Annotated in this window: 14 protein-coding genes; 6 read left to right on the top strand and 8 right to left on the bottom strand. The window is 54.9% G+C overall.

Annotated features, from left to right (window positions below):
• Positions 1-94 precede the first annotated feature (94 nt).
• Positions 95-1,513: a pyridoxal phosphate-dependent decarboxylase family protein gene (locus VFO10_RS21905; protein ID WP_325144117.1), complete on the top strand. Its 1,419-nt coding sequence runs from the start codon at positions 95-97 to the stop codon at positions 1,511-1,513.
• On the opposite strand, the gene VFO10_RS21900 is transcribed toward VFO10_RS21905, so the two are convergent.
• Positions 1,510-3,495: an ATP-binding protein gene (locus VFO10_RS21900; protein ID WP_325144116.1), complete on the bottom strand. Its 1,986-nt coding sequence runs from the start codon at positions 3,493-3,495 to the stop codon at positions 1,510-1,512. The genes VFO10_RS21905 and VFO10_RS21900 overlap by 4 nt on opposite strands.
• A 267-nt stretch (positions 3,496-3,762) precedes the next feature.
• Here VFO10_RS21900 and VFO10_RS21895 point away from each other — a divergent pair, with 267 nt between their 5' ends.
• Entirely contained in the window at positions 3,763-4,800 is a 1,038-nt protein-coding gene (locus VFO10_RS21895) for an aldo/keto reductase (RefSeq protein WP_325144115.1), read from the top strand.
• An 82-nt stretch (positions 4,801-4,882) separates the two neighbouring features.
• Positions 4,883-5,629 (top strand): trypsin-like serine protease, encoded by a 747-nt coding sequence (locus VFO10_RS21890; RefSeq protein ID WP_325144114.1) that lies wholly within the window; start codon positions 4,883-4,885, stop codon positions 5,627-5,629.
• Positions 5,630-5,672: 43 nt separating this feature from the next.
• Here VFO10_RS21890 and VFO10_RS21885 read toward each other — a convergent pair whose 3' ends face one another.
• The 3 genes from VFO10_RS21885 to VFO10_RS21875 all read right to left on the bottom strand — a co-directional run bounded on the left by VFO10_RS21885 (position 5,673) and on the right by VFO10_RS21875 (position 9,986).
• Complete coding sequence (locus tag VFO10_RS21885; protein WP_325144113.1) at positions 5,673-6,422, bottom strand: hypothetical protein; 750 nt, start codon at positions 6,420-6,422, stop codon at positions 5,673-5,675.
• A 58-nt stretch (positions 6,423-6,480) separates the two neighbouring features.
• Positions 6,481-8,199, bottom strand: coding sequence for a M66 family metalloprotease (locus tag VFO10_RS21880; RefSeq protein ID WP_325144112.1), 1,719 nt, complete (start codon positions 8,197-8,199; stop codon positions 6,481-6,483).
• A 95-nt stretch (positions 8,200-8,294) separates the two neighbouring features.
• Entirely contained in the window at positions 8,295-9,986 is a 1,692-nt protein-coding gene (locus tag VFO10_RS21875) for a hypothetical protein (protein WP_325144111.1), read from the bottom strand.
• Between the two features lie 133 nt (positions 9,987-10,119).
• Between VFO10_RS21875 and VFO10_RS21870 the strand changes: the two genes are divergently transcribed.
• From VFO10_RS21870 to VFO10_RS21860, 3 genes are all read left to right on the top strand, one after another.
• A complete protein-coding gene (locus tag VFO10_RS21870) occupies positions 10,120-10,422 on the top strand; it encodes a hypothetical protein (protein WP_325144110.1) in 303 nt (100 codons plus the stop codon).
• Positions 10,423-10,499: 77 nt separating this feature from the next.
• The gene (locus VFO10_RS21865; RefSeq protein WP_325144109.1) at positions 10,500-12,035 is read left to right on the top strand and encodes a glycosyl hydrolase; all 1,536 of its coding nucleotides are present in this window, start codon (positions 10,500-10,502) and stop codon (positions 12,033-12,035) included.
• 15 nt (positions 12,036-12,050) lie between these two features.
• On the top strand, positions 12,051-13,130 hold the full coding sequence (locus VFO10_RS21860) for a class I fructose-bisphosphate aldolase (protein WP_325144108.1): 1,080 nt from the start codon (positions 12,051-12,053) through the stop codon (positions 13,128-13,130).
• A gap of 404 nt (positions 13,131-13,534) precedes the next feature.
• Here the strand turns inward: VFO10_RS21860 and VFO10_RS21855 are convergent, their stop codons facing one another.
• The 4 genes from VFO10_RS21855 to VFO10_RS21840 form a co-directional block, all read right to left on the bottom strand.
• A complete protein-coding gene (locus VFO10_RS21855) occupies positions 13,535-15,613 on the bottom strand; it encodes an ATP-binding protein (RefSeq protein ID WP_325144107.1) in 2,079 nt (692 codons plus the stop codon).
• Positions 15,614-15,725: 112 nt separating this feature from the next.
• Entirely contained in the window at positions 15,726-16,637 is a 912-nt protein-coding gene (locus tag VFO10_RS21850; RefSeq protein ID WP_325144106.1) for a fibrinogen-like YCDxxxxGGGW domain-containing protein, read from the bottom strand.
• Positions 16,638-16,916: 279 nt separating this feature from the next.
• Complete coding sequence (locus VFO10_RS21845; RefSeq protein WP_325144105.1) at positions 16,917-18,923, bottom strand: adenylate/guanylate cyclase domain-containing protein; 2,007 nt, start codon at positions 18,921-18,923, stop codon at positions 16,917-16,919.
• Between the two features lie 117 nt (positions 18,924-19,040).
• Positions 19,041-20,420, bottom strand: coding sequence for a glycoside hydrolase family 6 protein (locus VFO10_RS21840; protein WP_325144104.1), 1,380 nt, complete (start codon positions 20,418-20,420; stop codon positions 19,041-19,043).
• Positions 20,421-20,526 lie beyond the last annotated feature (106 nt).

Genomic DNA, 20,526 nt, shown 5'->3' with positions numbered 1-20,526 from the left:
CCAGCCTGTTCCCATGCCTGACGTTTTTTCTTCCCTTGGTTCCTGGATCTTTGTAGAAGGCTTCAAGTCAAGCACCACGATCCAGGAGAACACTTTGCAAACATCTGACGCCTGGGATTCGGAAAATTTTCGACGTCATGCGCACGCGGCTGTCGATCTGCTCACTGATTACCTACAAAAAGTTGGGGATCCCAGGACGGCCGGCCCTGTGCTTCCCTGGGTTCCACCCGACGCGATGCTGAAGCGCTGGTCGTCTGATTTTGAAAAGCCGCGGGATCCTCAGGAATTGATGCGTGAGGTCGTCGCCGGATCGAATCATCTGCATCACCCGCATTATGTGGGTCATCAGGTTACTTCGCCTTTGCCCCTGACGGGGCTTTTTTCTCTATTATCCTCGCTCCTCAATAATGGTTCCGCCGTCTATGAGATGGGTATGGTGGCCACAGCCATGGAGCGGCGTGCCCTGCTGTGGATGGCTCGCCACCTTGGTTATGGCGAGGACGCCGATGGTGTGCTCACCTCCGGAGGCTCTGCCGGTAATCTGACTGCGCTTCTCGCCGCACGGCAGGCCAAGGCAGGCTTTGATGTGTGGCGTGAGGGACAGGGTTCGGCACCGCCTCTGGCTGTTCTGGTTTCCGATCAGGCTCACTATTGCATCAAACGCTCCGCCCAGATCATGGGCTGGGGTGAAGAGGGCGTTATCCTGATTCCGAGTGACGAGCACTTTCGCATGCGCGCGGATCGTCTTGAAGATGGCCTGCAGCGAGCGGCGAGGCAGGGACGCCGGGTGATCGCCGTGGTCGGCAGCGCCTGCTCCACAGCTACCGGGGCCATGGATCCCTTGGATGCGATCGCCGACTTTGCGGCAAGACATGAACTTTGGTTTCATGTGGATGGTGCGCATGGAGCTTCGTTTGTTTTGGCTCCGGCCTGGAAAGACAAGCTGAAGGGTATCGAACGCGCGGATTCGGTCGTCTGGGACGCGCATAAAATGCTGTTGACGCCGGCCCTGATCACGGCGGTTATGTTCCGGCAAGGCAAGCATTCCTATGAAAGTTTCGCGCAGAGTGCCTCCTATCTTTTCGGGGATGCGCATACGGCGCGTGATAACTGGTATGACCTGGGCCTCAGGACTTTGGAATGCACGAAGAACATGATGGGCTTCGTGCTCTATGCAAGCCTTGCCAGCTATGGCGAGTCCTTTTTCGCCGACTATATCGCTTCCATGGGACAGCTGGCCAAGGACTTCGCCCAGCTGATCCGTGACGCTCCCGACTTTGAACTTGCCGTCCTGCCCGACGCGAACATCGTCTGCTTTCGTTATAAAGGCAAGGCGGGTGATGAGGACAGCGACAGGCTGCAGGAAGAGATTCGAAGCCGCCTGATCGCCAGCGGACGTTTCTATTTGGTCCAGACAAGGCTGAGGGGACGGCTTTATCTGCGAACGACCCTCATCAATCCAACGACGCGCCTCGCGCATCTGCGCGAACTGCTGGAGGCCATTCGGTCTTAAACAGCATCACTGCTTTTATGACCGCGAATCTGCAGCGTGTGCGTGGAATAGAGGCTGGTTTCACGCGGCAGCGTCAGGCGCAGCGTCAGACCGCGTTCAGGATTCCGCCTGAGCGAGGCCTTGCCTTTCAAACGCGTGGCCGCGTCCCGCACAGCGGCTGTGCCGACTCCGCGGCCGCTGGTCAGGGATACTTCCGTCGTGCTGCTGACGCCCGGTTCAAAGAGCAGATCGAGCGGATTTTCAAACCGCGCAAGATCAAAGTCATAGCGTTTGGCCAGGGCCTGAAGCGCCCTGTCGTCGATGCCATTGCCGTTGTCACTCAGCTCGATCACCGTATCAAAATCCTCGTGCCAGGCCTTGAGATCCAGCTGGACTTTGGGAGCCGTCAGCTGCTGGCGCAGGCGTGGAAAGACGAAGCCATGATCTATGGTATTGGTGATCGCATGCAGCAAAGCCTCATGGATCACTTCCAAAGCCGCTGAATTCCAGCCGAGGACAGCATCATCCACGCGAAAATAGTCCAGCGCGATCTGGTGCTTCTCCAGGAGCGAATAAAGGTTGAGGCGGGTGTGACTCGCCACATCGTAAAGATTCTGAAAAGCGATCGGATAGGACGAGGTCTGCGATCCGGCGATGTCCCGCACCATCTGCAGGTTGCTTTCGATATAATCGCGCAGAGCTGTTAACTTGCTGCCGAGTTCCGCGGCCTTCATGCCGCGGATCGAGGATTCCATGATGTGGATGCGATTGGCGATTTCCTGCAGACCAAGCGAACGCGCGACCCCTTTCAGGGTGTGCAGCTCAAAGAAGACGGATTGCGTGTTGTGCGCATCCACAGCCTGGAGCTTTTGCTGGGATTTGACCAGAAAACCTTCGACGGCCTGACGACTGCTTTTCATGATGGCGGCTACGATTCCAATCAGGGCCTGGGTCCTTTCCTGCTGCTCGCTCTTGATGCGATCATGCAGTCGGCTCAGGGTAATATCACGGGCCATCAGAAGCAGGTTGGTGATGATGCCGTTGCGGATGATGGGCTGCCAGTTCAGGACCAGGACCTTGCGCTGACCGGCGAAGGTGAATTCCAGCTCCCGCAGGATCTTATCCTGATTCACGAACCACTGGATTTCCGCGGCTCCGAGCGCCATTTCAAGGGCCGAGCGGCACTGATCCACCTCGTCCCTATCATGGTGGGCTGATGAGATCAGAAGGTCGAAAGCATTCTGCCCGATGATATCGCCTTCGGGCCTTTGAATGACCGAGCGCGTGAACTTGGAAAAGCCCTCCTGAATCCGGCCGCCTTCGCCGACGACCAGAATGATTTCCTCGACGATATCGAAGACGGTCTGCAGGCGCTCCTTTTGTTCCGAGATGGTATTGGCCGCTTCAATGTATTTTTGCTCGGCCCGGTAACTCTCTTCGAAAAAACCGCGGACGATCATCACGGTCAGGATCAGGGCCATGCTGAAGATAATGGCCGTCAACGTCGGGAGGACGGCAAGACTGAACATCGGAAAAATCGGATCCAGAAAGCCCGCAGCAAAGTTACCCGCCACCAGGAGTATGACGCTCGCGAAAACGAGCGGGTACATGACCTTGGTTTCCTTTCGGCCGTAAAGCAGGAACGGGGCGATGGTGAGTGGAAATCCATAAACGATGACCGGGAGTTTTTCATCAAAACCTGCGCAGGCGACGGCCACGGCGAGGAGTATGGGGACATAGAAGACAGTTTTGGCCAGCGTGAATCGGCCCTTTTTTTCGAGGTGCAAACAGGCTATGAGGCCCAGGAGTTCCAGGAAAAGCCAGGGGAAGAAGGAATAGATATTAAAAGCGAGAAGGATGAACGTCAAGGTGATCAGGTTCACCGACTGCACACCGCAGGCGACGTGGGTCATGCGGATTTTTTTAATATCCTCTTGACTCAGCCCCGGATGGTCGGTGGCATAGTCCAAGGCTTTGGATAGTATGGATTGTAAAGCTGCCAAACGCCGCCTCCTGCCCGGAAAAGAGGAACCAGTCCCTCATCTTTTCGGCTTATATTTCTCTTTCCTGGGCCAGGATTTCGAGCAAAAGACACTCATGTCAGAAAAATATGAATTCATGCCAAACCCTGTGTACAGATGCCGCTGACTTCACGGAACGTCGACTGGGGCGTTTTCTGTAAATTTCGAAAATTTATGGAAAAAAGCTGTACAGGGAATCCCCGGATTCGTTATCACTGAAGGCATTTGCATATCAGAAAGAGGGACAACATGGACTATAGAAGACTGGGTCGATCAGGTTTAAAGGTTCCGGTGCTGAGTTTTGGAACGGCCACCTTCGGCGGATCGGGAGAATTTTTCAAGGCCTGGGGCGAGACGAACGTTCAGGAAGCGAGCCGCCTTGTCTCGATCTGCATGGACGCGGGACTGAATTTTTTTGATACGGCCAACGTCTATTCCGGAGGCCTTGCGGAAAGCATCCTGGGCAAGGCTCTTGAAGGGCGGCGCGACAAGGCTTTGATTTCGACCAAGGCCACCTTTCCCACGGGCGAAGGACCGAATGATTATGGTTCGTCGCGGCATCATCTGGTGCAGTCCTGTGAAGCCAGTTTGAAAAGGCTCGGCACGGATTATATTGATGTCTACTTCATGCATGGCTTCGATAGTTTCACGCCGGTCGAGGAAACTCTGAGCGCCCTGGATGATCTGGTGCGGTCGGGCAAGGTTCGTTATATCGGCTGCTCGAATTTTTCGGGCTGGCATCTGATGAAGTCGCTGTCGGTGTCCGAGCGCCACGGCTGGAGCCGCTATATCGCGCATCAGGTTTACTACTCCCTGGTGGGCCGCGAATTGGAATGGGAGCTGATGCCCCTCGGTCTGGATCAGGGCGTCGGCACGATGGTGTGGAGTCCATTGGCAGGCGGTGCTCTGAGCGGAAAAATCCGGCGGAATCAAACGGCGCCGAAGGACAGCCGCCTCGGTCAGATTCAATTCATCAGCTATGAAGACGAGCTTTTGTATCGCGTCGTCGATGTGCTCGAAGCGATTGCGCAGGAACGTGACAAGAGCATCACGCAGGTGGCTTTGAACTGGATCCTGGCGCGTCCCACCGTTTCGAATATCGTCATCGGTGCACGCAATGAAGAGCAACTCATGCAGAACCTGGGTGCCGTGGGCTGGTCGCTTTCCGCGGACGAGATTGCACGCCTGGATGCAGCCAGCGAAGCTCGCGTCCTTTACCCTTACTGGCATCAGCAGGGCTTTCCCCAGCTCTTTCCAAAACTTGCATCGCATGGCGAGGAACGTTAGAAGCCCGTCTGGACAAGGCGCTTCATCTGGATTATTCTGCGAAGCTCTTGTCCTGATTGAGTTTGAAAGGATCCTTATGCGTTTGAAAATCTGGTCTCCTCTTTTCCTCGCACTCCTGGCCCACGCCTGCGGTGAGTCCACCGCCTCTTCCGATCTTGATATCGTGGCTGGTCGCGCCGACCAAACCTGGGGCAGCTCGGTGGTTCTGGTCAGTGATACAGCGCTGGGATCCTGCACAGGAACAGCCTTGACTTCGCGTCATGTCCTGACCGCGGCTCATTGCGTGCAGGGTGGAACCGGCAAACCCTATGTGAATATCTACGGCCCGGGTCAGGCGCTTCCTCAGAAAAACAGTCTGGCCGTTTTGAAGTTTGATCTGCCTGCCGGCATCGATGCCTCGCGCCTTGATTTCCAGGCCGATGATCAGCGTTTCGCCGATCTCGCTGTCTTGACTTTGGCCGAACCACTTCCCACCAGCATCAAGCCGCTGCCTTTGGCCAGCAGCTATCCTGGACGGGGCGCCACGGTCCTGGCCGTGGGAACCGGCGAGCATGACAGGACTTTGAATGCCGGCGCGGAAATGCGTTCACGTTCGGCCCGCACCTATTCCACGAGCGATTCCAGTGGTTCGATCGTGATGGCCGCTGCGTATACGAATAAGGGTGATTCGGGTGGACCGATCGTGTTCCGCGGCAGCGATGGCCGTTGGCAGCAGCTCGGCATTCTGAACGGGACTGTGGAATATCAGCAGAATATCCTGGACCGTTACACGAGCGTGCATGAAGCGCGCAATAGACTTTGGATTCAAAAGATCATCAGCGCCCGCTGAAAAGGGAGAGGGCCAGGCCGGGGGCCGAGCCCTCTCTTTTTCGTTAAAGACCCGCGTTCTTTTCGAACAGTTCCGATTCCGTATCAAAATTCGACTTGGCATCGTCGCCGTTGTAACCATAGTTACAGCGTGTGTAGGACTTATAGCGTTTCGAGAAGTTGCTGAATGTGCCCTTGTAGTAGGAATCATTCCGGCCCGAATAATACGCGATCTCGCGGTAGATCTGATAATAGATGGGGCGCACGTAGTAGTAATAGTAGTAGTTATGGTCGCCGCGTGTCGCATAGTAAGAATAGTTCTTGTACTTATACGCCTTGGGATAATACTGACCGTTTTTGTACTCGTAGGTGTATTTCAGGTACTGATCAAGGGATTTTTCCAGCCAGTAGCCGTAGGCATAGACCTTCGAATGGGATTTATCATAGCCCCATTTTTTCACGGAATAGGCCGCTTCCTTCATTTTATAGAGCTGCTGATACATGTCCTTGTGCCAATCGTCACTTGGCTTATTGCCGATATAGGGATTGAAATCAGGATGCGGCACCGCTGATTCGCGGCCTTCCGGTTTGAAATCATCCAGGGACGCATCGATTTCGTCCGGAGTCGCCGTGTCCGCGATCGGCGGAATCGACGTCGGTGGCGCATCAATGGGGGCAGGGACCGCGGCGCGGACCGCCTGGGCGACGAGTAAACTGAGGCTGATGACTGTGGCTTTGAAATACATGCTCATTCCTTTCGTGAAAGACGGAAGCTCGATGTTTTTCATCTTATCGAGCTGGCCGTCTTTTCCCACCCACAGCCCCTCACGAAACGTGATGTGAAATGAAAGGATTCCATGCAAATCTGACGAGCTAAGGCGTTCCGGGCGCGAGGTAGCGGGCCAGAAGCTGGGGATTCGGAGGCAGACCCACGCTTTCCACCTTGGGCGTCAGAAGGAGGTTAACCTCCTGAATAGCCCCATCCGCGGCCGGCAGGTTCAAGGCCCCGACGAAGTGCGAGTTGACGTTCAAGGGATCTGCGTCCGGCTTCCACGTCCCGCGGACGAGGTAATCTTTGGTTCGCCCCCCGGCCCGCACCCGCAGCGTGAAGTCACAGGACGGCAGGCAGTAGCTCTGTCGCGCCGCCTCCAGATCCTCGGTGCGGGATGGATCAAAGGTCCTTATGCGATGGGACGCATGCGGCCCGATCGGAGTATAAATAAAGTTGGCCTCCGGGGTCACGGCGCTGGTGCTATAGAGTATGCTGTACGTGGCCGCATCGCGGAATTGCGGAAGGTTCACGCCATCATTTTTGATCGGCTGATAGGAAAGTTTCTGCGCGTCCCACTTCACATATTGCTTTTGCGCTTCATCCCACAGCACAAGTTCCTGCTCCAGCCAGGTCTGCATTTTGCGGACGCTGAAGTCGGAGAACATGCGGAATAAAAAACCCTTCTCCTGATCCCCACTGCCGCCTCCAGCCATGGGATCTTTTTTCAAAGTGCCCGGCGTGCGTCCGATCGTATTATTTTGAACAGTGGGCGGAATAAAATAGGGGAGCGGAATCTCACCCTGAAGGCCCTTGCGGCCATCGAAACCCCAGGTAAGGCCCACATGCCCCGGATCACCCTGCAAGCCTTCCAGATCGGTTTGATAGGGATACGAAGGGTTATTCGCCCAATGGGGGAGCGAAAGCGTATGCCCGACTTCATGCAGGAGCACAGCATAGTTGCCGTCCACGCCCATGGCCGTGAAGCTGTCCGCAAGTCCACCGCCGACACCCACACCCGAGGCGAAGCTGTAATAGACGCTCAAACGATTGTCGCCCGCGGCGACCTGCAGCGCATTGGTCAGTCCGAGGATAAGACCCTGCTCACCATCAAAGGGCAGCCTGGTTTTCTGCCGATATTCGTCCGTGGAACGCACGCGCACGGCGGGAAGTTTGACGTCCGCTCGTGGCGGCACGACGACTTCACTGAAAAGCCAGGGGCCCTTGCGGTTCACGTTGAGTTCGGAAACAGGGAGCTTGGCGGCGACCTCGGCCTCCCAGCCTGCCGGTTCCAGAGCAGGTTTGGGCTGCTGAAACACCTGCATGCGTAGGAGCGTCAGCGCCAGGGGATTGGGTGCTCCAATTTTCGGCTGCAGTTCGGTGATCGCGGAGGCCACGATGATTTTAAGTTTCAGACCCGGCAGGATCCATTCTCTGGGCAGGATCGCGGTATAGGCATCATTCCATGAAGGTTCCGATGGTGCGTTGATCGGGAGACTGCGGGGACTGACCAAAGCCAGTGTTTCCATCCGATCGCCTAGCTGCAGCTCGACAGAACCCGCGGGAGGCTGTCCCTCAATTTTTCCCAGGACATCGACCTTGAGCAGAGTGTCACGATTCGAAATGAGGCTGAGCATTTCGCTGCCCATTGGCAGAACATGGGTCTGCGCGAGATAAATTTTGGAGAGCGCAAGGTCACCGGCAGCGCGGCCTAAGTCTTCACCTCGGGGCACCGCGCTGCGATCGGATCGTACGCTTTGCTGTGATACGCAGGACAGTAGTAACAAGGCGACCATGGTGATGGCAGCTGAGTCCTTGATCATGAGGCTTCCCGTTTGAGTGGTAGCGGCCATCATATCATGAACTCTCAGCGAGCCCGACAAAGAAAAAAGCCCTCAGTTTTGCTGAGGGCTTGGGGTCATTTAGGAAGCGTCTTTTTTTGCTCTTCCAAGTATTTCACCAGAGCATCAATCTGGATATCGGTCAGCTGCTTGAATCGGCGGGGCGGCATCGTCAGAAGATGTTCACCTTTTTCCATGGCCACCGCGGCTCCCATGGGCGAGACGATCTTGATCCCATCCTGCTTCAAACGTTCCGGGCTATAACCCAGCTTGATGCGCGAGATGGCGATGTCGATCTCTGCGGCTGCGTTCTGCATGGCCGCCAGGTTCACGTTGAAGCGCGAGCGCGTGATCGTGGGATCGAGGCGTGAGTTGTGACATTGACCACAGGCCAGCATGAGTGTCTGCTGCGGGGTCATCTCGGGAGCCACGGCAAAGCCCATGTCGCCGAGCTGCTTCTGATCGGTCCGCAGGACATTCCTGTGGTCCTCGAATTTATCAAGTGGTACAAGCCCGGCTCTGAAATCCTGGTACTGCTTGGTATACTTGGTCAAGAGGGACGGTTCGGTCACCTTCACATCATGATAAGGCACAGGAATCATCTCGCCGGTCAGGACGCGAGCGAAAAGCGCATCCCAGGTGGCACTGCGGCCAGGAATTGTATTGTCTTCGGGCTGGTTGGGCGACGACTGCTCGACCTCTGCCTGAATCTGATCGGTATTGAATTCATTCGGCTGCACGTTCGAACCGTTTTCACGAACGGTGTCTTCAAGGTTCGCAGGGTCTGAAGCACGGATCATGGGGCCGGGAATACCGCCGTAAACCTCTTCGGTGCCGTGAGCAGCATAGTAATCGTTGATGAGGTTGATGCCGGCCGTGTTATCACGGAAGAAGTGCGTCCATGGATTCTGCAGCTCCTGCATGCGCAGGATTTTGGGTGTGCCAGGACCGGCTGTCTGATGGCACTGACGGCAGTCCACGATGCTGTTTTTGATTTCGTCTTCGTGATAAAGGGAAAATTCCGTCCAGTTGCTTTCGATGGCTGGAGTCAGAAGGTCGCCGGCACTGCAGCCTTCCGGCTTGCTGTTACAGGCCTGTTTGAATCCGGCCAGGAAGAATTCTGGTCCCGTGGGGGAGTTGATGATGATCTCGGCGAACTGCTCGCCCCGAACGAAGCCCATGATCACGAAGTTAGGATCCACGTTGCCGACCGCGCCGGCGCTCATGAGCAGAACGCGCGGGTTGATCGCGGATACGAAGCGGCCGACGAGCGAACTGGAATGACCCTGGACGGCAAAGGCGGGGTTACCGCCACTGCCGTTATCACCGCGTGTCGTCAGATTGGGGTTAACGATCTGAAGACCCAGGATGGTTTGAAGTTCGATCAGGCTCTTGGGCCTCATCTTCTGCGCACAGAATTTCTGCATGACAGCGTTATTGGCAATGTTCGGCATGCTGGCGATTTTCTCGCAGACGACTTTCATCTGCTCTTCGCCGTGCTTCAGGCCATGCATGGCTTCTTCTTCACTCAAAGCCAGAAAAGTTTTCGCGTCCATCTGGGCTTCCCTTGGAGTTTTCGCTTCCATGGGTTTGGGGGCCGGGGCCGCGTCTTCAGCTTTTTCCATGGTGCTGGAAGGCTCTGGCATCTGCACGGCGGGCGCCGGTTCTTGAGCCGCGGGCATGCTGGGATTGAAGCGTTCCTTTTTCAAGGTACAGCCGATCATCGTGACGAGGACCGATACATAGATCCACTTCGGATGAATTCTCATGAACCCCACTCCTCTTTTCTTAGCTTGTTTTTCCGTCCTAGCCCAAACACTGTTGCAAGGCCAGAGCCGCCATGGGTTTTGCGACTAAACCATGGATTTGACAGGCGGACGCGGACTGCGGGGTTTCGCATAAATGTCAGAAGAAGAATCATTAAAAATAGATAAATGCGAAATGATCCATGCAACAGCTTGGAATTATTTGATAATTCGGGATAGTGATATCCGACAGCTCGTTATCCGGGGCATTCCGAGCGGAGCGTTCCCTTTAAAGATTGAGACTGACCGGGATTTTTATGAAGGCTTATCCGCGCTGTGGGAACCTATGCGATGGGATTCTGCGGCTTTTACGAAGATCCTTCGATTTCGTATTCCCATTCTTGCAGAGATCGTGCCGCAGCAAATATACAAAACGACAAGATTCAAACTTGGCGATTGATTCCAGGCTCCGGTCCTATCAGATTCAACAGTCATACGCGGACGATTTTGGACTGGCAGGATCAAGGAGGAAAACCCATGAAACTATGGCAATGCAAAGCTTTTTGTAGTCTCATTGTTTGGAGCAGTCTTACTTCCGTTTTTGCCCAGGATGGATTTACAGTTCCTATCGGTCCCCAATCTGGATTGAAAATAAAGGCTCCCGAACGGGGCGCTTTTCACAGTGCCTTTCTTGATACCAAAGATTCCGTGGCCTCAAGTGCTGATCTTTTGGATCGCGTGCGGCGTTATGAGGAACAGGCGGGACGCAAACTGCAGCTCGTCAGCCTCCAAAGCAACTGGCGCAATGGTTTTGAATTTCCTGGCGAAGCCGTCACTGGTCTTTATGCGGCGGGTTATTTTGCTTTGGTGCGGATCATCCCTGGTCTTGATAGTTCGCTTGATACGGGAAAGCCTGATCCGATCTTTGATCTTCGGAAGATCGCCGATGGCAGTTTCGATGCTCCCCTTGTGAAAATGCTGCAGTCCATTGCCGCTTTGAAAGGAAGGGATGGAGAACGCATTCCACTCATGATCGCCTTCGCACCGGAACCGAATGGAGGCCGCTATCGGCACAGCGGCTCGCTTTATGGAGGGGCCGAGACCAAAGGCTGGGGTGACCCGGAAACGGCGGATGGGCCCGAAATTTATCGGGACGCGTATCGTCATCTCATTGATCTGGCTCGACGCGCGGATGTCGGAGCCATCAACATTACCTGGGCGCTTCACCTTGAAAGCGAAGCGCGGCCCTCCGAGGTCTGGAACGCCATGAAAAATTATTATCCTGGAGACGATTATGTCGATTGGTTGGGACTGACTGTGCTAGGTGCTCATGACCTGCAGAATGTTTCCAGCTACCCCCAATTTCAGGACGTTTTGCTCGGGGAATCGCCCGTGCAAAAAAACCGCTGGTCGGAATTTTTAGCGGTTTCGGAACGCGCGTCGAAAGGTCTTTTCAAGTTTGCTGTCCTCGAAGATCCCGCCCAATCCTGCCGTAAAGCGGATTGGCTCAAGAGTTCCCTTGACGTCATTCCCAAGCAATTTTCCCAGTTCAGACTCGTGAACTATTGGAATGAATCCCGGCCCCAGGATCCGCGGGAGAGCCTGCGTCTGGATACGTCCTCCTGTGCGGTGGAATCCTACCGGACGGCTATCCAATCGGCTTTTTTCCAGGGCCGTCTGCGCCGGGACCAGGATGGTCCTGTGACGCCTCCAACACCGCCGACCGCTCCAACACCGCCTTCGCCTCCAACACCGCCTTCGCCTCCAACACCGCCTTCACCTCCCACTCTTGAAAACGTTCCTACCTATGCAGCAGCCTATGGCTGTGATAAGGATATCCGGTCCTTCAATGGTCCTCTGCGGCTCCGAGCCAGTTTTCAGGGCGGCGTGGATTTTGAAGTGCACTGGATTGATACTCAGGGTCGCTGGACCTTTATGGGCTGGGGGCGTCCCGGGCGTCCGCTTTTGGTGGACACCACCGCGGGTCACGCTTTTGCCATCAGGGTGGGCGGCCGCTGTGCTGGAAAAGTTAAAATCGGCCTGAATAACAACATTTTTCAAGTAGGCCCTTAACTCGAAGGATTCCCCATGGCAGACTTTCTATCCACGGCGAAAATTGCGGAACTTCTGGGACCTCAGGCCCGGTCGCTTTTGGAGCACCGCTGCGAAACCATCCGGCGCGATAGCCTTCATCTTCCAGGTCCCGATTTTATTGATCGGGTCATGATCCCGACCGATCGCAAGCCGGCCGTGCTCGGCAATCTTCAGCGGCTTTTCAATGCCGGTCGTCTTGGGGGCACGGGTTATATTTCCATATTTCCCGTGGATCAGGATATCGAACACGCGGCCGGAGCCTCGTTTGCCATGAATCCTTCCATGTTTGATCCCGAGACGATCGTGCGTCTGGCTCTGGAAAGCGGCTGCAGTGGAGTTGCTTCAACCTTCGGTGTGCTGGGCGCTGTCGCCCGTAAATACGCCCATAAAATTCCCTTCATTGCCAAGATCAACCATAATGAATTCCTCTCCTATCCGAACACCTATGACCAGACTCTTTTCGGGAGCGTGAACAAGGCCTTTGAGATGGGAGCGATCGGCATAGGAGCCACGATCTATTGGGGATCCGAGCAGTCCCGCCGGCAGATTCAGGAAGTTGCCGACGCGTTTGAACAGGCCCATGAACTGGGGATGTTCACCATACTGTGGTGTTATCTCCGCAATAGCGCCTTTAAAACGAAGAAGCAGGATAATCACCTTGCAGCGGATCTGACCGGACAGGCGAATCATCTTGGTGTGACAATCCATGCCGATATCATTAAGCAGAAACTTCCGGAAAATAACGGCGGCTATCTGGATCCTGAATTGAAGGGCTTTGGCAAGACGCATCCTTTGATTTATGAAAAGCTCACGACGGATCATCCGATCGACCTGACCCGTTATCAGCTCGCGAATTGCTACATGGGTCGCATTGGTCTCATCAACTCAGGTGGCGCGTCCACCGGGGCCAACGATCTGGCGGAATCAGTACGCACGGCGGTGATCAACAAAAGGGCCGGCGGCATGGGTTTGATTGCAGGTCGTCGTGCATTTCAGAGACCTTTTCAGGAAGGTGTTCAGCTTCTGCAGGCGATTCAGGATGTCTATCTGAACCCTGAAATCACGGTGGCCTGACACCCCTCAGCCCCTGGTGGGTGGCGCTATTGCGTCACCTAAACCGTTTTCACTGGGTTGCATGTAGCCTGAGGACTGCACGATATCTTTTGCCGGTTTTATTGTGACAGGGACGATTTGAGCGGACCGATTGTCCGGATTGCCGATGCTGGTAAACCAGACCAGATAACTTTCCTGGCAGGTAGGGCAGACGTGTTCCTCTTCAAAGCTCACCTGATCATTGGGCAGTGATTGCCTTGGCGCGACTTTGAGAGCCCAATCTTTACAGCAGCTGTTCACCTCGAATGGCCTCCATCAAAGCCTTTAGACGCTTCAATTGTATGCAAAAAACAGGCCTGCCGGCCAGCCAAGGAATTCGTTAGGATGTCCTGCGCGACGACTCGGCGAGTCTGCGATCGTGCAGGTCATTCCATAAGTTTCATGACCGTTTCTATCAGCTTCCCATGATTCACAGGCTTCGACAGATGAGCTGTGCAGCCTGCATCATGGCAACGCTTGATCTGTTCACGCATCGCATGGGCTGTCAGGGCAACTATGGGTTTCGAATAGCCTTTCTGTCGCAAGATACGCGTGGCCTCAAAACCATCCATGCGCGGCATCTGCATGTCCATAAGGGTCAGATCAAAGTCCTCGGTCGCTGCATAATCCAAGCATTCGATGCCGTCGCGGGCTGTCACAAGTGTGGCGTTGGTTCGGTGCAGGATGGCACTGATCAAGGCGCGATTGTCATCCGCATCATCAACGAGCAGGATTTTGCGGCCTTTCAGAGCCCCGGTGAACCTTTCGAGGAGTGCTTTCTGCTGCTGCCTTGCCTGCTCCTGCGCCACGGCCTTGTGATCAATCATACGAACGCCTGCCATGGGACCTGGATCCACCCATGCGATAAAGCTGCTGCCCTGGTTCAACTGGCTTGATCGCAGCTGGACATCACCGCCCAAGGTTCGCGCGAGGTGGCGTGAGAGTGTGAGCCCGAGGCCAGTTCCCCCATAGGTGCGGGTGATGGAGCTGTCCGCCTGCTCAAAAGGAGCGAAGAGGCGGGCGGCCTGTTCCGGGGAAACGCCACGGCCCGTATCACGGATTTCAAAGCGTAACTGCGCGGGCTCTGCCTGGTAACTGATGCGAATGTCCACGCATCCCTGGCTGGTGAATTTTACCGCGTTGTTGATGAGATTCATCAGAACCTGCTTGAGCCTTGTCGGATCGGATTCAATGATTTCCGGGACGAGGCCCTCGATTTCGACGGAACTATCCAGTCCGATTTCCTGAGTTTTCAATTCCAGAAGCGCCCGGATGTCAGAAATGATTTCGAGCAATGGCAGACGGAGGCGTTCAATGGTTAATTTTCCTGCCTCCACTTTGGAAAGGTCAAGGATGTCATCAATGATACGGAGCAGCTGAAGACCATTGCGATCTATGACCGCAAGGTAGCGCTTTTCCAGCTCGCGCGAAAAATTCTGCTCATGAAGGAGCTGTGAGAATCCTGTAATGGCTGTCAGCGGCGTGCGCAGTTCATGGCTCATGTTCGTAAGGAAGACACTTTTGAGGCGGTTGGCTTCTTCAGCTTCGGCCTTGGCAAGCTGCAATTCATCGGCCAAAGTCTTGCGCTCGTGAATATCGGTGCTGGTCCCGATCCAGGAGATGATATCGCCTCTTGCATTGCGCTGCGGCACAGCACGGCTCAGGTGCCAGCAGTATTCACCATCGGTCTGGCGTTTGAAGCGAATATCCTTCTCAAAGATCATCCCTGTATCGATGGATTCCTGCCAGCGTTCCCGCAGGCCTTGGATATCATCGGGGTGCACGGGCGAACCCGGATCATCCCAGTCGCTGCCGCGCGGCATGCCTGTGAATTGATACCAACACTCGTTATACCAATCCACATAGCCATCCGGTCTCGCCGTCCAGACAATCTGAGGCATGGTATTGGCCATCAGGCGAAATTTTTCTTCGCTCAGGGCAAGCTCAAGCGTTCTCTGAGCCACAAGCCTTTCCAGATTGTCCTTGGCGAGTTTCAATTCGCGATGAATGGCCTGGACGTCCTGCGATCTTTGATAGACATCCGTTACGGTGCCCGGATAGCAGCTCTGACTCTGCACGAATTCTGTGACGTCTTCCACGCGATGAATGATGTACAGCAGCGAACCATCGGCTGCAAATACAGGTTTGTTGACCGGGCTCCAGAAACGCTCCTGGGCTATGCCGGTCACGGGACAAGTTATGGCGTGTTTCTGAATAGCCATGAAATCGGTTACGTGTTCCCGCAGGACGCGTTCCAGAGACAGGCACAGCAAGGGCCCAAAGTATTCCATGGTTTCGCGGCTTCTGCTGGAAAACACCTCAAAAATGTTACGTCCCAGAAGTCGAGCACGCTCGGAATGCGTGGCTCCAAGATAAGCCTCGTTCACACCGATGATAGTGAAATCAAGCGCGAGCAGAAGATAGGGTGACAGTGTGGCTTCGAAGACTGCTTTATAATCGAGCATGGGAGATTCACTAACGGAAGTAGGAGAATCAAATCGCATATCGTTTCCTTGCCAGGGAGTTGGGAAGTGGATTGGAGTGCACTGGGCCATTTCCCTAGCAAAAGATGTTCCTTTAACGGAACCAAATTCGATGAATGGTGTCAAAAGCGCTTGAATCGCTACCAAAGTCGCATTCCCAGGAGTTGCCGCCATCACCCGCGAGACTCCACATCACATCGGGAACGGCATCCACAAAGCGGCCCAGGGTATTGAATGTGAGGACCGCATCGAGTCGATTGCTGTCCGAGCGATCCATATTTGCAGGAAGCGTCGCGTTATGTCCTGTTAATGCAGTAAACGAAGTGCGGACGTTAAGGCAGGTTCCCTGGCCTGTTTTTGCAGCAGAGAGACAGCCTGGTTCGGCGGTTTTGAAATGAATCATGCGGGTGTTTTCGGACGAGCGGCAGAAGAAACGAAGTTCCTTGGCCGCGCTGAATTTTGCAAAGAGAGCATTCCCCGCGTGACCCCAGAAAAGAGCTTTCGCCGATTCATCATCACCGAGGATATCACTGCCGAGCAGCGGCAGATTCTGGGTGCGCACGGACAAAGTCGGAGTCGTGCCTCCCTTGTGATTGTAGCTGAGCATGAGCGTCCAGCCGCCTCCATCCGTTTGCATATCGCAGGAGGCATCCAGAGCAACGCGTGTGTCCAGATTTGCGTTCAGGTAAATTTTATAAACGCCACTCAAGGATTCGGGCCTGGCTTTTTTAATGGCCGCGCAGCTGTCCGGGAAAAAAGCGGTCGGCGGTATGGGTGTCGGCGTGGTCGTGGGAGTCGCTGTCGCCCCAGGCGTGGGAGCCTCGGCCGGGCCAGGAACAAGCACGCTATCGTAGACCTCGACCGGAGGCAAGGCATCGGTCTGGTTGGGGGCCGCAGCCTGTTCAGAGTCTTGCAGCTGGGGCACGCTGCTCCCGTTGCGACAGGCGCTCATCATAATAGGGATAAGCAAAGCGTTCCACAGACACGCAGCTATAAGCTTTTTCACGATGTTCCCCTCGGTGGCGTTTTTCACGTCATCGGCGGAAAAGTTGGGGAACTTGAGGGCCAAAATTCACTATTTTGGATTGATTTCAATGAGTTGAAAAAGAGATGGTCGGGTCCTTTGAGGATCCGACCAGCCTGATTTTGGGATGTAGGGTTCGTCTCACATGTCATACACAGAAAACTTATCGGGATCTTTGGGGGAAACCTGAGAAGGATTTTTATAGATGTTTGAATCCAGGACCTTGCGCTTTGAAATTCGGGAGCAGGCCTACACAAAATTTCAAACAGCCTGTCGCGCAGAATCCGGGATTCTTACCCGGAATAGATTTTGCTCTTCGGTGACGCCGCGCAGGCGATAGGGTCCGAGGTTTTCACAAAGGCCATCCGGCATCAGGCGGGCGGTCGAGGCGCTTACGAAAATGCCATTCGGCTCGGCAATGTTTTCAATGCGCGAAGCCAGATTCACGGCGGACCCGATCACGGTATAGTCCGATCTATTTTCGCTGCCGATGCTGCCGACGATGGCCTCGCCAGTGTTGATGCCGATGCGCATTTGGAAAGTGATCCCATATTCGTGCTGAAACGTCTGGTTCAATACATCAAGCGCGCTCAGCATGGCCTGGGCACAGCGGACGGCTCTATCCGCCTGGACTGCCGGTTCCTGATCCTGTGGCGCCCCAAAGATGACCATGATCGCATCGCCTATGAATTTATCAATGGTCCCCGAGCAGGCGAAGATTTCGCGCGACATCACATCGAAATAAGCATGCAGGAGTGCGGCGGTCTTATGCGCACCGAGAGCCTCGGATTTGGCGGTGAAGCTGACGAGATCGGCGAAGAGTATGGTCACCGTGCGGGCTTGGGGCTCTTCATCAAGGCGTGATCGACCCTTGAGGATCTCATCGATCAAGGCCGCCGGTAGAAAGCGTTTCAGAACCCTCGTCTGGATATAGGTCTGGAGACTTTGAATGCGGGCATTGTTCAGACGCAGGCGATGAACCATGAAGAGGAGCGCAAGTCCGGCGAGAAGACCGAGTGCAATCACAATATTCTTCACGAGACCGAGCTGCTTTTCATAGGCCGCCAGCTTTCGCTGCTGCTCGGCCTTGATCTCGGCCACAGCCAATTCACTGCGGGCGCGTTCGAGTTCCAGCCGACGAACCGAAGTGCCCATGGCTTTTTTCACCTGAGGCTTCAGATAATCATGATAGTAGTTTTCGAGGAGGCGCAGCAGCATGAACGCATCGTCCGGATGCAGGGGGCGCCGCATGATGCTGTGTCTGATGAACTGAATATCCGGGGCCGATTTGGGGGTGACCGCATGGCATTCCGGAATTCGGGCCACGAGTTTCAATTCATAGGCGATCAGAGCCTTGTGGCAAAGGATTTCAGGCAGGCGGTCGCCATCATTGCTGTAGTTGGCGAGGTCGATCTTTCTATAAAAGTGAAGAGCATCCTCGGTGCGGCCGAGCCCCAGATGGGCCAGAGCGAGACTCAGCTGGGCTTCCGGATAGGTGCGGTTGCCTTTGGGTATGCGTGAAAAATTTTCGATAGCGGATGAAAAATTCCCCAGGGCGAAGAGATAGGCGATACCCCGATTGAAAATGGAGGACGTGGGGTCCCATTCCAGCGAACGACGCGAGAGTTCGCGCTCCAGTTCATCGTGGATGCCAATGCCTTTTTGAATAGAGTCGTCGGAGTTATGGCGATCTGAATAGGCCGTGGCCATCCCCTCCAGGAGAAAGATGCGATCGTAGTCATAGCGGGAGTCCTGCAGGCGGGCAATGGCTTCCTTCAGGACTTCGACCGCATCGATCAGATGGCCGTTATTAATGAGGGAGAAAGCCAGGTCATGAGCGATGGTGGACATCGTGCTGTAAAGAGCGGGATAAGCCAGGGATTCTTTGAAAATGCCTTCCATCGCATCCAGAGACTCGTCACGGATCGTCGGCTTTTGATATTTGGCCTGAAGATAACGCAGGAGGAAGTCATCGCTGCGAACGTCAATCTCTTTGAAAAGAGTCTGGGCTTCCTCGGGGCTTCTTAGGAAATAGATCAGCTCGCGGGTGGCGAGATAGAAAAGTTCGGGATCAAGCCCGGGCTGCCTTCGGTACTGGCGTAAAGATTCCCGCACGCGCTCTTCATTGCCATCCCCGTGGGCGGTGATGGTGGCGCCGACACGCTCGGAAAAGAGGCGATCATAGTCCCGGACCTCGGCAGAGGACGCGGAGAGGCCACCGCTCCGCAGCATGACGATCAGCACGAGGATTTTGGCGAATGGACCCATTGATAACCCCTCGACCACTTCTCGGACTTAGTCTCCAGGGCTGGATAGGCAAGATCTGCCGAAAAAAGAAAAGCCCAACCCCTGGGGGTTGGGCCTTGGCCAAATCAGAGTCAGGACTTATTTTACGCCAGCATTTTTCGCCAGTTCGATGGCGATTTCACGCCACCAGTTGCCAGCGGCTGGACCGCCGTTACAGGCACCATCGGATTCGCCAGGGCGCTTGCCCCAGATGAAGGCTGCAACGCCGTCGACGCCTGTATCAAAAGTAGGAAGCTTGCCCAAAGCGCGGTTGCGCGGGTTGCACCATTCGGTGTTGCCAGCCGGATCAATTCCGTTACGACTGGTGTCGATCAAAAAGCTCTTGTTGCCGACCTGCGAGCGAATGGATTGACCGTAGCTGATTTGAGCAGCCGTGGACTGGTAGTTCGAAGTGTTGAGAGAAAAACCATCCGCTTTATCAATGCCGACTTCTTTCAAGAGACCCGAGACGACGTCCGCGCTCAACCAGGCCGAGTGACCGGCATCAACGAAAACCTTCAGGTTGGGCTTGCTCTTCAGAACGCCAATGGCGGTTTTCATCAGGTTCGCACGTTCCGCACGGAGCTCTGTGCTCAAACAGGGTTTGCCGCCTTCAACCTGAACCATGCCGGGAACGGCGTCGGGTTCCAGGATCACGATCGCTTTGCGGGTGCCGACAGCGTTGGCAATGTCATTGATCCAGGGAATATACTTCGCTGCATCCAGACCACCTGCCGAGTGCAAACCGCAGTCACGATAGGGAATCATGTAAGCGACGAACACGGGATAGGCATCCTGCTGCTGGGCTTTATCCACCACTGTCCGCACAGCATCACCGACATTTCCCGACCATGATCCGAGCCAGACCGCAGAGCCTTGCTTCGCGATATAGTCCACGAGGGGGAAGTTCGGATCATTCGCATTCTTCATGTTGGCAGCATCGTTGGCTGCCAAAGAATAAGGATCGACGTAAAATCGCGCATTCTTATCGAAGACAGCTGACGCAGAACCACTCGTGCTGGGTTTGCTGGTGTCGGGAATCGTTGGTCGAATCACGACGTCTGCGCTGTCAGGTTCCGTCGGTTTGTTCGTGGACGGAGGCAGTCCAGGTACGGCCACATCTTTGCCCGGGAAACAAATCATGACGTTCGGACTGTATCGGGCTGACTCGACCTTGTGAACGCGGGACTTTTCATCCGGAATGGGTTTGCCGAACTTGTCCGTTCCTGGTGAGCAGGATTCCACAACAACCTTATCCTGCACATCCAGATAGCTCAGAAGGAAGCGATAGGTTCCATAAGGAAGTTTGGTGGCCGGATCTTCGAACGCGCCACTCCCCTGATTGGTGAAGGTGAGAGTTTTCTCGAAATTCGTGGGCTGAACTCCCGAGATCTTGAGCTTCAGTGTCTTGAATTCGATTTTGGTTCCATCGGGAAGATTGCCTGGATCGCCGACGCCGACTGTCGCGAGCTTTGACACAGCGTCGCCTGCCGGGACACCCGTCTGGGAACCACAGTTGACCAAAAAAGCTGCCGAAAAAATGAGGGGGGGCAAAAAGAGCTTTGATTTCACGGGGAACTCCACA

Source organism: Oligoflexus sp. (genome assembly GCF_035712445.1).
GTDB lineage: Bacteria > Bdellovibrionota_B > Oligoflexia > Oligoflexales > Oligoflexaceae > Oligoflexus.
Note: the sequence above shows the minus strand (reverse complement) of the source record. Positions and strands in the feature narration are given on the sequence as shown.

What these genes read in the sequence shown, in the direction of transcription:
- VFO10_RS21895 (WP_325144115.1), top strand. Translation starts at nt 3,763, where the DNA reads ATGGACTATAGAAGACTGGGTCGATCAGGTTTAAAGGTTCCGGTGCTG.
- VFO10_RS21880 (WP_325144112.1), bottom strand. Translation starts at nt 8,199, where the DNA reads ATGATCAAGGACTCAGCTGCCATCACCATGGTCGCCTTGTTACTACTG.
- VFO10_RS21875 (WP_325144111.1), bottom strand. Translation starts at nt 9,986, where the DNA reads ATGAGAATTCATCCGAAGTGGATCTATGTATCGGTCCTCGTCACGATG.
- VFO10_RS21870 (WP_325144110.1), top strand. Translation starts at nt 10,120, where the DNA reads ATGTCAGAAGAAGAATCATTAAAAATAGATAAATGCGAAATGATCCAT.
- VFO10_RS21865 (WP_325144109.1), top strand. Translation starts at nt 10,500, where the DNA reads ATGAAACTATGGCAATGCAAAGCTTTTTGTAGTCTCATTGTTTGGAGC.
- VFO10_RS21860 (WP_325144108.1), top strand. Translation starts at nt 12,051, where the DNA reads ATGGCAGACTTTCTATCCACGGCGAAAATTGCGGAACTTCTGGGACCT.
- VFO10_RS21855 (WP_325144107.1), bottom strand. Translation starts at nt 15,613, where the DNA reads ATGCTCGATTATAAAGCAGTCTTCGAAGCCACACTGTCACCCTATCTT.
- VFO10_RS21845 (WP_325144105.1), bottom strand. Translation starts at nt 18,923, where the DNA reads ATGGGTCCATTCGCCAAAATCCTCGTGCTGATCGTCATGCTGCGGAGC.